Below are 13,648 nucleotides of genomic sequence, written 5' to 3'. Positions count from 1 at the left end.
GATGCACCACTTACCGGTCAATTGACAATTGCGGTATCGACCCCTTTTCACCGGCGAGTCCCGTCGAATCCGGGGGGGCGTGAGCAATGCCTGGCCGGAGAGGTCGATCGGGAGCGGTGCATCCACGTCTCCACCGAGGGCAACAAAAAACGCCTTTCCGCCCCTTGGGACATCCGCCAGCATTGTCCGTAGCAAAACCGTCCGCCTCTTGGAGATGACACACGGCAAGCCTGCTGCAGCCGGGCTTTGCTTATCCCACTGGCGCGGCCGACGAGATCGCCAACGATCCAGAAGATCGTGGCTGTCAACCAGGCGTCTGGCAGACGCTCAACAAACAGGGGAAGCGAATGAAACTCAAGAACAGGTCTACAATTGCAGCGCTGGGACTGCTGTCATTGGCAGTTGCTGCGGGGCCGAGCGTGGCCAGGGACCTCACCATAGCTTCCTGGGGTGGGAACTTTCAGGATGCTCAACGAAAGATTTTTTTCCAACCCTTTTCCGAAGGCACCGGCAAGCCCTTGCTCGATGAGGCCTGGGATGGCGGCATCGGTGTACTTCAGGCGAAGGTCAAAGCCGGCAATCCTTCCTGGGATGCCGTGGAAGTCGAGGCGGACGAGCTTGCGCTCGGCTGTGCCGACGGTCTTTTTGAAAAGGTGGACTGGAGCAAGCTCGGCGGCAAGGATGCATTCCTTCCATCCGCCGTCAGCGATTGCGGTGTCGGCTCCATCGTTTGGTCGACAGCGATCGCCTATGACGGCGCAAAGATTGCCAAAGGCCCCGAATCCTGGGCCGATTTCTGGGACGTGAAGAAATTTCCGGGCAAGCGTGCGCTGCGCAAGGGGCCGAAATACACGCTCGAATCCGCGCTGATGGCCGATGGCGTGCCGGCCGACCAGGTTTACGAGGTCCTGGCGACACCGGCAGGCGTCGACCGCGCCTTTGCCAAGCTTGACGCCTTGAAGCCGAGCCTGGTCTGGTGGACCTCGGGCGCCCAGCCGCTGCAACTGCTTGCTTCCGGCGAGGTTGCCATGACCAGCGCCTATAACGGCCGCATCACCGGCATCAACCGCTCGGAAGGCAGGAAGTTCAAGGTTGTCTGGCCGGGCAGCATCTACGCCGTGGACAGCTGGGTCGTCCTCAAGGGTGCCGAAAACAAGGATGCGGCCTTTGACTTCGTCGCCTTCGCCAGCAAGTCTGAAAATCAGGCAAAACTGCCGCAATATATAGCCTACGGTCTTACGAACACAGAAGCCGGCAAGACCCTGCCGCCCGACCAGTTGGCGGACCTGCCGACGACCCCGGCCAACATGCAGGGCGCCGTCAGCCTCGATACGGACTTCTGGATCGACAATTCGGAAGCGCTGACCAAAAGGTTCGACGCCTGGTTGGCACAGTAGCGGCACAATATCGCCCCCACGGATCGCTCGTGCCGAGGATCCATGGGGGCTTCCGCACATCCTCGTCACTTCGTCTCCTTGAGCACCGATAATCCGAACGGAGGGCCGCCTTGGCTACGCCGCGCATACGCTTTGAAAGAGTCTCCAAATCCTTTGGCACGCTTCAGGTCGTCAAAGACCTGTCGCTCGACATCGAGAGAGGCGAGTTCGTCAGCCTTCTCGGACCTTCGGGTTCCGGCAAGACAACCTTGCTGATGATGGCAGCGGGTTTCGAAAACCCGACCGGCGGCAGCATCTGTCTCGACGGCCGCCGCATCGACCATCTGCCGCCGCATCGGCGCGAAATGGGTGTCGTTTTCCAGAATTATGCACTCTTTCCGCATATGTCGGTCGCCGACAACATCGCCTTTCCGCTGAAGATGCGCGGTATCGGCCGCAGCGAGATCGACGATCGCGTAAAGCGGGCGCTCGACATGGTGCAACTGTCTGCAATGAGCAGCCGCAAGCCGGCCCAGCTCTCCGGTGGCCAGCAGCAGCGCGTGGCACTTGCCCGCGCCCTGGTGTTCGAGCCGGCCGTCGTGCTGATGGACGAGCCGCTTGGTGCGCTTGACAAGCAGTTGCGGGAACAGATGCAACTCGATATCCGCGCGCTCCACAAGCGTCTGGAACTGACCGTGGTGTTCGTAACCCACGATCAGGCCGAGGCGCTTACCATGTCCGATCGCATTGCGGTCTTCGACCATGGGAACATTGAGCAGATCGGTTCGCCGCGTGATATCTATGACCGCCCGCAAACACGCGTCGTCGCCGAATTCATCGGCGAAACCAATCTGATAGAAGGAACGGTGAAGGCGACGGGAACAGCCGGGGCCTCCATCGAGATCGCCGATGGGCGGCATGTGATGGTATCCGGGAATGCCTCCCTCTCGGTCGGAAGCCGCGTCCATATTTCAGTCCGCCCCGAGCGGATTTCTCTTATGGCCCGCGGCACCGGCTCTGCGATGAATGCCTTGCCGACGAAAATACTCGACAGCGTATATCAGGGCGATCACTTGCGGGTACAGCTTGACCACGATGCCTTCCGCTTCGTGGTTCGGACCGACAGGCGATCGGTGGAGTGGCCAGCCGGCGCCGACGTGGTGGCTCATTTCGCACCGGACGATTGCTGGGTGATTGCGGCATGAACGCTTTCCGTCAAAGCATCGGCAGCCTCGCCCTCGTCCTTCCTCTTACCCTGTTCCTGGGTGTCTTCTTCATGTGGCCACTTCTGACGGTGCTCGAGCAGGCGGTGTCCGATCCTGTCGTCAGCCAAAACCTGCCCCGGACGACCGCCGCGGTCTCAACCTGGAACCGTATTTCCCCACCCTCCGACGACATGCGGACAGCGCTTGTCGACGACCTGAAATCGATTGACGACGATCAGAATCTGGGCGAGGTGGTCCGTCGACTGAACAGCGCCCAGCCGGGCTTCCGCACTCTGATGAGAAAGACCGTCGCCGCGGTGAAAGACGGCGCTGGGGCGGCAACCCTCGGCGAGGTGGACCCGCGATGGAACGATGCTGCGTTCTGGAGGGCGATCGCCGAAGCGACCAATCCTTATACCGATCGCAACCTCCTTGCCGCGGTTGATCTCCAGCACGACACATCGGGAGCGATCGTGGCGATGCCGGTCGGAGAGTCGGCCAATCAGGCGATTCTTCTAAGAACATTCGGTGTGGCTGCCGTCGTGACCTTGGCAACATGCCTGATCGGCCTGCCATATGCGATGCTGGTCGCAGCCACCAGCGGCTGGCGGCGACAGCTTCTCCTTGCCGCGGTGCTCCTGCCGCTATGGACATCGCTGCTGGTGCGCACCGCGGCGTGGTACATTCTCCTGCAGGACAAGGGGCTTATCAACTCCTCCCTCCTGTCGCTCGGCCTCGTCAGCGACCCGTTGCCACTTCTCTTCAACCGAACGGGTGTCGTTATCGCCATGACGCATGTTCTGCTGCCCTTCATGGTCCTCCCGATCTACAGTGTCCTCATCGCAATCCCCCGAAATCTCATGCCGGCGGCAGCCTCCCTCGGGGCGAGACCGATCCGGGCCTTTCTGCATATCCTGTTGCCCTTGACATTGCGCGGTATCGCTTCCGGCGGGCTGCTCGTTTTCATGGCAGCGCTCGGTTACTACATCACGCCGGCGCTCATCGGGGGGCCGAAAGACCAGATGATCAGTTCGGTGATTGCCTTCTATGCCACCGGCTCCGCCAATTGGGGCATGGCCGGCGCGCTCGGCATCGTGCTGCTCGCCGCGACCATCGTGCTCTATGGCGTCTATGGCCGGCTCACGACGAAGACGGCAGGTGCATGACATGATGGTTCGTTTGCTTAAATCTCTGTACGGCGCGGCAACGGTGATTTTTCTGCTGGCCCCGCTTTTGGCGATCCTTCCGATCGCATTTACCTCCAGCAGTTTCCTGGCTTATCCCATCCCCTCTTTTTCGACCCGCTGGTTTGCGGAACTCGCAAACGAGGACGCCTGGCGCCGGTCCATCGTCAACAGCCTGCTGATCGGTATGGGGACCACTCTGCTTTCAACCGTGCTCGGCATGCTGGCCTCGCTTGCGCTGCGCAGGCGCATTGCCTTCGGCTCGATACTGCGGACAATGTTCCTTCTGCCGATGGTCGTTCCAGCGGTCGTGCTCGGCGTCGGGCTTCAAATCCTGTTTGCCAAGCTCGGATTTCCGAATAGCTTTGCGGCCGTCATCATAGCGCATACGGTTGTCGCCGTACCCTTCGTGCTGATCAGCATTACCGCATCGCTTGAGGGTATCGACTATCGTGTCGAACGGGCGGCGACGAGCCTGGGGGCTTCCCCAGCAAAGGTCTTCTGGAGAGTAACGCTGCCGCTCGCCATGCCGGGCGTGCTGTCAGGCGCGGTGCTTGCTTTTGCCACCTCGCTTGATGAAGTCGTGCTGACACTGTTTGTCGCCGGCCCAAACCAGTTGACGCTCGCGCGCCAGATGTTCTCGTCGATCCGCGAAAACATCAGCCCGGCCATCGTCGCTGCGGCATTTCTCTTCATCCTCGGAACGGTCTTTCTCGGAGGCCTGCTTGCCATCATGCACAAACGCGCCGCCCGTTCCACAATCGCGGGATGATGTCCGGGGCTATGGAGTGCAGCGCCTCACGTCGAGCCGTGACGGCGCTGCTCATGCCGATCAATCGCCCTCGCTCCGCCCGGAGACGATTTCGCGCTTGCCGACGTGATTGGCCGGACCGACAAGGCCTTCCTTTTCCATGCGTTCCACCAGGGAGGCGGCTCTGTTGTAGCCGATGCCGAGGCGGCGCTGGATGTAGGAAGTGGAGCATTTCTTGTCGCGCATGACGACCTTCACAGCCTGTTGGTAAAGCTCGTCGCCATCCTCCGCGCCCATAGCGCTCTTGTCGAAAACGGCGCCGCCCTCTTCCTCTTCTGTCTCTTCTTCCTCATCGGCGGTGACGGTGTCGAGATATTCGGGACGCCCCTGCGTCTTCAGATGGGCAACAACCTTTTCGACCTCGGCATCCGAGACGAAGGGACCATGGACGCGGGCAATGCGCCCGCCGCCCTGCATATGCAGCATGTCGCCCTGGCCGAGCAGCTGTTCGGCGCCCTGTTCGCCGAGAATGGTGCGGCTGTCGATCTTCGAGGTCACCTGGAAGGAGATGCGGGTCGGGAAGTTCGCCTTGATCGTGCCGGTGATGACGTCGACGGAGGGGCGCTGTGTCGCCATGATCAGATGGATGCCGGCCGCGCGCGCCATTTGCGCCAAACGCTGGATTGCGCCTTCGATTTCCTTGCCGGCGACCATCATCAGGTCGGCCATCTCGTCGACGATGACGACGATATAGGGCATCGGCGCCAGATCCAGCTCCTGGCTCTCCTCGATCGGCGCGCCGGTCTGCCGGTCGAAGCCGACCTGGACCATGATATGGATGGTCTCGCCCTTTTCACGGGCCTGGGAGACGCGGCCGTTGTAACCGTCGATATTGCGCACGCCGAGGCGCGACATCTTGCGATAGCGCTCCTCCATTTCGCGCACCGCCCATTTCAGCGCCATGACGGCTTTCTTGGGATCGGTGACAACGGGTGTCAGCAGGTGCGGAATGCCGTCATAGACAGACAGTTCGAGCATCTTGGGATCGACCATGATGAGACGGCACTGTTCCGGCGTCATCCGGTAGAGCAGCGACAGGATCATCGTGTTGATGGCGACCGATTTACCCGAGCCGGTGGTGCCGGCGACGAGCAGATGCGGCATCTTGGCAAGCTCGGCGATGACGGGCTCGCCACCGATCGTCTTGCCGAGGCCGAGCGCCAGCTTGTAGCCACTCTTTTCGAAATCGTCGCTTTCGATCATCTCGCGGAAATAGACGGTTTCACGGGTGACATTCGGCAATTCGATGCCGATGACGTTGCGTCCGGGCACGACGGCAACGCGGGCCGAAAGCGCCGACATCGAACGGGCGATGTCATCTGCGAGGCCGATGACACGGGACGACTTTACCCCCGGCGCAGGCTCGAATTCATAAAGCGTGACAACAGGGCCGGGACGGACATGGATGATCTCGCCCTTCACGCCGAAATCCTCCAGCACGCTTTCCAGAAGGCCGGCATTCTGTTCCAGCGTCTCCTGCGACATGATCTCGCCGAGGCGTTCCGGCGGCTCCTGCAGGAGGGCGCGCGGCGGGAATTCATAGCCTGAAGCGTCGATCCTTTCGGGCCGCGCGACGAGGCGCGGCGACGGCAGAACCGCGGCGACAGGCGGCGTGCGCGGCGGTTGCGGCGAGAGCTCAGGAGCGGACGCAATCTGGGGCGCTGGCGCGATCGGAGGCAGCTGTATTGCCTGAGGTGCCGGCGCGACCGGGGCCTCGACAGGAATGCGCCTGGGTTTTTCCAGCGAAGGGCCGACCGGAGGACGTATGGCGACCTTTGCCGAGACCGCCGGCGGCGGAACCGGGCGGGAGACGGCCGGAGCGGGAGCCGGCCGGCCGGGGCGCCATTCCATGATGCGGAACAGCGACGTGATCGATTCGGGCGCGCTCTCAGCCTTCGGGAACGAGATCAAGGGCGGCGCGCGAACCGGCTCGGCCTCTTCGAAGGCCATGACTTCCCAGAAGGCGAAATCCGAAATGGAGGAAAGCTCGGCGGTGGCGCGGAAGACCGGCGCGGCGGCCTCTTCAGCCAAGGGGGGCGGCTGCAGTTCGACCATGTCAGGTGCCGCGGGAATTTCATCCGGCTCCGGCAGATAGATATCGAAGGGCACGTCGACGGCGACCGGCTCGATCCGTATCGCCTGCTGTCCAAGCTGCGAATCATCGCGAACGGGCTCGTTCGGCTCGCGCCGTCTGCTGATCAGCGTTTCCGGCGTGCGGGTGAAACGGACGTTCGGCGCGAGGGAAAAATTGCTCTGCCAGATGGGCGCCGCCGGCTTTTCTCTCGGATTTTCATCCGGAAGCTCCGTTTCAATCCCGCTGGAAAAGTCACCGGCGTCCGTCAAATTGGTTCTGGGAAAACGCATGCGTCCGCTACTCACTCATGCCTAACAAATTACGACCCTACCGGGATAGAAAAGGAAGGTTAATAAGTTCCTTCCTGCCGTATCGTTCCGAGACGGCTGCCTGACATAAAGCGCTGTGCTTTCAATGATTTGCGTTAGGCGGAAAAATCTTTGCCATTTTGGGGCGGCGGCCGAAGCGCGGTGCGGCGAACGTGGTCCTGCAGACGCGCTTCAGCTTGCTGTTCTCATGCATGCCGTCACCCCGGAACCGCTGCACGCCCGGGCGGCAGGCATCAATGCGCCTCGTCCCAATTGCTGGCGGCGCGCGCATCGACACGCAGCGGCACGCGCATTTCGAGCGCCGGCATGGTGGCGTTTTCCATCACCGAGACGATGACCGGCATCGCCCTTTCGACATCCTCGTCCTCGACCTCGAAGATCAGTTCGTCATGCACCTGCAGCAGCATGCGGACACGCTCGGCAAGGCCGGCTTCGGCAAGGGCCGGCTCCATCCGGATCATCGCCCGGCGGATGACGTCGGCAGCCGAGCCCTGGATCGGCGCATTGATCGCCGCACGCTCGTTGAAGGCGCGCACGGACGGATTGGACGAGCGGATTTCGGGATAGTTGATTCGCCGGCCGAAGATCGTCTCGACATAGCCCTTGTCGCGGGCCATGGCCTTGCGGCTTTCCATATAGTCGCGAATGCCGGGGAAACGCTCGAAATACTTCTTGATGTAATCGCCGGCTTCCGAACGCTCGATCGACAGCTGGTTGGCGAGACCGAAGGCCGAGATGCCGTAGATGATGCCGAAATTGATCGCCTTGGCGCGGCGGCGTACCTCACTCGGCATGCCTTCGACCGGCACGCCGAACATTTCCGAGGCCGTCATGGCGTGAATGTCGACGCCATCCTCGAAAGCCTTGGTCAGCTGCGGGATTTCGGCCACATGGGCAAGCACGCGCAATTCGATCTGGCTGTAATCGGCCGAAATCAGCTTGTGGCCTGGCGTCGAAATGAAGGCGGTGCGGATCTTGCGGCCTTCGGCGGTGCGCACCGGAATGTTCTGCAGGTTCGGTTCGGAAGAGGACAGGCGCCCCGTCGTCGTCGATGCCAGCGAATAGGAGGTATGGACCCGCTTGGTCTCCGCGTGGACGTAGCCGGGCAGCGCGTCGGTATAGGTGGATTTCAGCTTGGTGAGCTGGCGCCAGTCGACGATCTTGCGCGGCAGCTCGAAACCGGCGGCGGCCAGATCCTCGAGCACCTGCGCGGAGGTGGACCATTGCCCGGTCTTCGTCTTGCTGCCGCCGGCAAGGCCCATCTTGCCGAACAGGATATCGCCCAGCTGCTTCGGCGAGCCGATATTGAACCGCTCGCCGGCGAGCTGGTAGATCTCGTCTTCCAAACGCGCGGCACCCTGGGCCAGCTCACCCGACAGGCGCGAGAGGATCTGCCGGTCGACGGTGATCCCCCGCGCTTCCATGCGCGCCAGCACCGGCAGCAGCGGCCGCTCCAGCCGTTCATAGACACTCGTCAGCCCGGCCGCGGCCAGCCTCGGCTTCAGCACCAGCCACAGGCGCAGTGTCACGTCGGCGTCTTCGGCGGCATAATGGGTGGCGCGGTCGATATCGACGAGATCGAAGGTGACGTTCGCCTTGCCGCTGCCCGCCACATCCTTGTAGGGGATCGGCGTATGGCCGAGGAATTTTTCCGAGAGCGGGTCCATGCCATGGGCGCCGGTGCCGGCGTCGAGCACGTAGGAGATCAGCATCGTGTCGTCGAAACTTCTGGTCTCGACGCCGTAGCGCTGCATCAGCAGGTAGTCGTATTTCAGATTCTGCGCGACCTTCAGAACCGCAGGATCCTCCAGCAATGCCTTCAGCCGCGGCAAGGCATCGCGCATGGGGATCTGGTTGTCGGCAAGGCCGCCGCCGAGCAGATCGCCGACGCCGTTCTTGTGGGCGAGCGGCACATAGGCGGCGCGGATTTTCGTGCCCGTGGGATCGGCCGCATTATCGGCGATCGCCAGCGAAAAACCGACAAGCTCGGCCTGCATCGCATCCAGCGACGTGGTCTCGGTGTCGAAAGCGACGAGGCCGGTATCGCGTGCATCGGCGATCCAGCGGTCGAGTGTCGCCAGATCGCGGATCGTCACATAGGCCGAATGATCGAAAGGCAGCGCCGCAAAGGCTTCGGCCCGCGCCTTGGCAAGATCGGCGGGCGAAAAAGCGCCTTCGACGGCAGCCTTCGCCTTGGCGCGCGGCGGTACCGGGACCGATTCGCCCGAGACCTCGGGGATGCCGCCGGCAACGGGCGCAGGCTCCGCCGCATCGAGATCGGGCCCGTGGGCCGCCTTGCCCCATTCGACGCGGACGATGGCCGGCTCGATGGCATTGGCATCGCAATCGCAGACTTCGGCAACGCGACGCGTCAGCGTGGTGAATTCCATCGTCTTCAGGAAGCCGATCAGCTTCGGGCCGTTCTGCGGCTCCAGCACCAGCGCGTCGAGGTCGAGATCGAGCGGCACATCGGTGCGCAGCCGCACGAGTTCGCGCGAGAGCCTCGCCATCTCGATATTGGCCAGAATCGTCTCGCGGCGCTTGACCTGCTTGATCTCGGCGGCGCGGTCGAGCAGCGTGTCGAGATCGCCATATTCCTCGAGCAGCTGGGCGGCGGTTTTCGGGCCGATGCCGGGAATGCCGGGAACATTGTCGACGGAATCGCCGGTCATCGCCTGCAGGTCGATCATCTTTTCCGGCGGCACGCCCCATTTCTCGACAACATCGGGAATGCCGATCTGCTTGTCCTTCATGCTGTCATACATGTGGACGTTGGATGTGACGAGCTGCATCAGGTCCTTGTCGGAGGAGACGATGGTGACGTCGGCGCCCGCTGCCTCGGCCTGGCGGGCATAGGTGGCGATGATGTCGTCGGCCTCGAAGCCTTCGGTCTCGATGCAGGGCAGGTTGAAGGCGCGGGTCGCCTCTCTGATGAGGCCGAATTGCGGGATGAGTTCTTCCGGGGGCGCCGAGCGGTTCGCCTTATAGGCGTCGTAGAGATCCTTGCGAAAGGTCTTGGCGGAATAATCGAAAATGACGGCAAGGTGGGTCGGCGTCACGCCGACATCGGTATTGCGCGCATCTCTCAACAACTTCCACAGCATGTTGCAGAAACCGGAAACGGCGCCGATGGGCAGGCCGTCGGTCTTGCGGGTCAGCGGTGGCAGTGCATGAAACGCCCGAAAGATGAATCCGGAACCATCGACTAGGAAGAGGTGATCGCCTTTTTTCATGCGTGCATGGATAGCGCGGGCACGGGACGAGGTCCATATAAAGTTCGGCGCGCGAAACCGATTCCCCGCGCTCGGCGTTCAGGAGCCCAGCTCACCAAACTGTTACCGATTTGTAACGATCGGCCTCCCTTGAAAAACCACATTTGCAGACACAAATCGATGTCACCGGCGCTTGATCGCGCCGCGGGTCTGATCACCGGCTTGTCCCCCGCCGCGTCAGGCTTGGACAAAGGCCTTATCCCCCTCTCCGGGCCTTTGTCCCCACTTTAAGGTCGCCATGGCCAACCTCCAGGCCATGGCGACTTTTGTTTTTCCAGGCACTCGAAATTATTCTCGCGGCTTGCATATTTTGGAGCATCGCATGCGATTTGCTGCATTGTCTCCGGCATGGTTTTGAGCCTAACTTGCAATCATGGGATTTAACCGCATGGAATCGGGAGCTTACCTTGCCAGCCAGCTGGCGAAGGGTTTTGCCCGCTCGCTGCACCAGCGCGCGGTCGGGCTCGGCTTTTCTCCGGGTCAGTTCCCCATTCTGCTGGAACTCTGGGCCGAGGATGGGCTGACCCAGAAACAGCTTCTCGAGCGGGTCGATATCGAGCAGGCGACCATGGCCAATACGCTTTCGCGCATGGTCCGCGACGGGCTGATCGAACGCCGGCCGCATCCATCAGACAAGCGGGCGCAGCTGCTCTTCCTGACGCCGAAGGCCCGCGCCATGGAGGCCGAGGCGATCGAGACGGCGCGTGAGGCCGATCTTGCGCTGTTCAAAGGTTTTCGGGTTTTCGAGCGCGAGCTGACGCTCGAATATATCCGCCGGCTTCTGGAAAACGCCAAGGCGCTCTGACCGGGATTATTCGCTGACAAGGCGTGTGCGCCGCGGCGGCTGCATGCCGGTTCCGGCCTGCCCCGACAGGAAGCTTTTGCGGGCGGCCTGCTTCATGCTCGGCTCGATGTCCGGTTTGCCGAGCAACAGTCCCTGCACCTGCGCACAGCCTTCCTCGACGACGATCTGCCGCTGCATCTCCGTTTCCACGCCCTCGGTGACGACGGGCATGCCGAGGCTGTGGCCGAGACCGATGATAGCGCGCACGATCGATCGCGCCGCCGCGTCCTGCTCCAGCACGCCGGTGAAGCTGCGGTCGACCTTGATCTTGTCGAAGGGAAACGAGCGCAGGTTCGAGAGCGAAGAGTAGCCGGTGCCGAAATCGTCCATGACAATGTGTACCCCCAACCTCCGCAGGCGCTGCAGCGTTGCCATCACCCGGTCGCGGTCGCGGATCAGCGCTGCCTCGGTGATCTCAAGTTCCAGCCGATCGGGGGCGAGCCCGGTCTCGGCAAGCACCGCCTCGATCCGCTCGCACAGGTTGGGCAGCATGAACTGCACCGGTGAAACATTGACTGCAATGGTCAGCGGCTGCGGCCAGCGCGCGGCCTCCATGCAGGCCTGCCGCAATATCCATTCACCAAGCTGAACGATCGAACCGCTTTCCTCGGCGACGGGGATGAAAATGTCGGGCTCGGTCATGCCGTGGCCCGGCCGGTGCCAGCGCATCAAGGCCTCGTAGCCGGTGATCTCGCCGCTCTGCGCATTGAGGATCGGCTGATAGTTGACGTGGAGCTGGTTGCGGATGATCGCGTGGCGCAGATCGCTTTCGATCTGGCGGCGGTTGCGCGCCGCTTCGTCCATTTCCGCGTCGAAGAAACAGGCCCGGCCGCGACCATCATGCTTGACGCGGTAGAGTGCGGTATCGGCATTGTTGCAGAGTTCTTCGGCCGTGCGCCCATCTCTTGGATAGAGCGCGATGCCGAGGCTGACGCCGACGGCTGTGGGGTCACGGGCGGTGTCCATCTCGGCGGCGAATTCGTCGATGATATCGGCCGCAAGCTTTTGCGCCGACGCCGGCTGCGGCCCAGCGGATTGGATGATGGCGAATTCATCGCCGCCAAGTCGGGCAATTGTATCGCTCTCACCGGCCACCCGGCGCAGGATAGAGGCAACCTTGCGGAGAATGCGGTCGCCTTCGGCGTGGCCGAAGATGTCATTGACGGCCTTGAATCGATCGAGGTCGAGACAGAACAGCGCCACCTCGGTGTTCTTTCGTTCCGCCACCTGCAGCGCCTGCCGGATGCGGGTGTCGAACAGCGACCTGTTCGGCAGATCGGTGAGCACGTCGTGATGGGCGAGATGCTCGATCATCTCTTCGGCCTGCTTGCGCTCGGTGAGATCGCGCACCGCCAGCACCTCGCAATTGCGGCCACGATAAACGATCTTGCTGGAGGTCGCTTCTACGGCAATCTCTCTGCCGGCGCGGGTGTTCAGCAGCGTCTCGCCGGGCCGGTTCTCCCGGGGTCCCTGAACAACCGTCAGCACATCCGAGGGCGCCTTGCCCGAGAGATCGGCAAGCTTCCAGCCGGACAAGGCCTGGAACCGCTCGTTGACATCGATGATCCGGCCGTCGCGCAGGATCAGCAGCCCCTCCTGCGAGGCATTGGCAAGTCCGCGCAGATCCGTCAGATGGCTTTGGACGAAGACCACGGCAAGCGCGACCAGGATAAGAGCCGTTGCCGCCACCACGACGATCGCGGCGAGCACCCGGGTGTCGAGCACCAATGTGGGAACCTGCATGCCGGGGTCCGGCACCAGCGTAATGCTGCCCATCGAGATGAAGTGAAGGGTGCAGATGGCGAGGACGAAGACCAGCGACGAGGTTAGGAGACGCCTTATGCCCTTCAGATTGAAGAAGATATGGAAGGCGGCGCTCGACAACAGCATTCCGGCGACGACCGCCGTCAGCGTCATCACCGGATCGTAGAGGATGACCGCCTGTGTCTCGATCGCCTGCATGCCGGTCAGGTGCATGGAGGCGATGCCGAACGCCAGCAGAACCCCGCCGCGGATACGGGAAAACCTTCCCTCACGTTGCGAAGCGACAAGGATCGCCACCCATGAGCCGACCACCGACAGGAGAAAGGAAAGCAGCGTCAGGTCGAGCGCGTAGCTGATCGGCGTGCCGCCATCATAAGCGAGCATCGCGATGAAATGCGTTGCCCATACGCCGGTGCCGAAAGCAAAGCCTGACGCACCGATCCAGAGCTTGCGCCGCCCGGCGTCGCACTCCTGGGCACGGGAAAGCAGCAGCATCGCCGCCATGGCGCCAACCAGACAGACCGCGGCCGCCACGATGACCAGGCGCCAATCGTGATTGTCGCGAATACAGGCAATGACCGAAAACATCTGCGCGCCCCCCGAACAGCTGATTTTCGGCAGATGCTATTTAGGTTGTGCTAATTAACTGTAAATTGAATTAGATCTCTCTTTATTATCGAGCGACGGTCCTCCGCGAGACTCGATCCACGTCGCTTCGGGCACGCTTGCGCGCCCTGATTTTTTCCTTTTTCCGCCTCGCCTGCTTTCCTGCTTTGGTCTATCGTCCGG

Annotated in this window: 8 protein-coding genes; 5 read left to right on the top strand and 3 right to left on the bottom strand. The window is 62.1% G+C overall.

Going from position 1 to position 13,648, the window contains the following annotated elements; genetic code table 11:
* The first annotated feature begins 347 nt into the window (after nt 1–347).
* From RHEC894_RS00900 to RHEC894_RS00885, 4 genes are all read left to right on the top strand, one after another.
* Nucleotides 348–1,397 (top strand): ABC transporter substrate-binding protein, encoded by a 1,050-nt coding sequence (locus RHEC894_RS00900; protein WP_085735575.1) that lies wholly within the window; start codon nt 348–350, stop codon nt 1,395–1,397.
* A gap of 110 nt (nt 1,398–1,507) precedes the next feature.
* On the top strand, nt 1,508–2,581 hold the full coding sequence (locus RHEC894_RS00895; protein WP_010069717.1) for an ABC transporter ATP-binding protein: 1,074 nt from the start codon (nt 1,508–1,510) through the stop codon (nt 2,579–2,581).
* Nucleotides 2,578–3,747, top strand: a complete 1,170-nt coding sequence (locus RHEC894_RS00890; protein ID WP_010069716.1) for an ABC transporter permease — start codon at nt 2,578–2,580, stop codon at nt 3,745–3,747. The genes RHEC894_RS00895 and RHEC894_RS00890 overlap by 4 nt, the downstream gene beginning before the upstream one ends.
* A gap of 1 nt (nt 3,748) precedes the next feature.
* Nucleotides 3,749–4,537 carry an ABC transporter permease gene (locus tag RHEC894_RS00885; RefSeq protein ID WP_085735574.1) on the top strand — a complete coding sequence of 263 codons (789 nt, stop codon included), beginning with the start codon at nt 3,749–3,751 and terminating at the stop codon, nt 4,535–4,537.
* 60 nt (nt 4,538–4,597) lie between these two features.
* On the opposite strand, the gene RHEC894_RS00880 is transcribed toward RHEC894_RS00885, so the two are convergent.
* Complete coding sequence (locus RHEC894_RS00880; protein ID WP_085735572.1) at nt 4,598–6,940, bottom strand: DNA translocase FtsK; 2,343 nt, start codon at nt 6,938–6,940, stop codon at nt 4,598–4,600.
* A gap of 272 nt (nt 6,941–7,212) precedes the next feature.
* A complete protein-coding gene (polA, locus tag RHEC894_RS00875; RefSeq protein WP_085735570.1) occupies nt 7,213–10,212 on the bottom strand; it encodes a DNA polymerase I in 3,000 nt (999 codons plus the stop codon).
* Nucleotides 10,213–10,639: 427 nt separating this feature from the next.
* On the opposite strand from polA, the gene RHEC894_RS00865 reads away from it, so the two are divergent.
* Nucleotides 10,640–11,056, top strand: coding sequence for a MarR family transcriptional regulator (locus RHEC894_RS00865; protein ID WP_085735566.1), 417 nt, complete (start codon nt 10,640–10,642; stop codon nt 11,054–11,056).
* A 6-nt stretch (nt 11,057–11,062) separates the two neighbouring features.
* Here RHEC894_RS00865 and RHEC894_RS00860 read toward each other — a convergent pair whose 3' ends face one another.
* On the bottom strand, nt 11,063–13,447 hold the full coding sequence (locus RHEC894_RS00860) for an EAL domain-containing protein (RefSeq protein ID WP_085735564.1): 2,385 nt from the start codon (nt 13,445–13,447) through the stop codon (nt 11,063–11,065).
* Nucleotides 13,448–13,648: the final 201 nt, after the last annotated feature.

This window comes from Rhizobium sp. CIAT894, from assembly GCF_000172795.2.
GTDB lineage: Bacteria > Pseudomonadota > Alphaproteobacteria > Rhizobiales > Rhizobiaceae > Rhizobium.
Note: the sequence above shows the minus strand (reverse complement) of the source record. Positions and strands in the feature narration are given on the sequence as shown.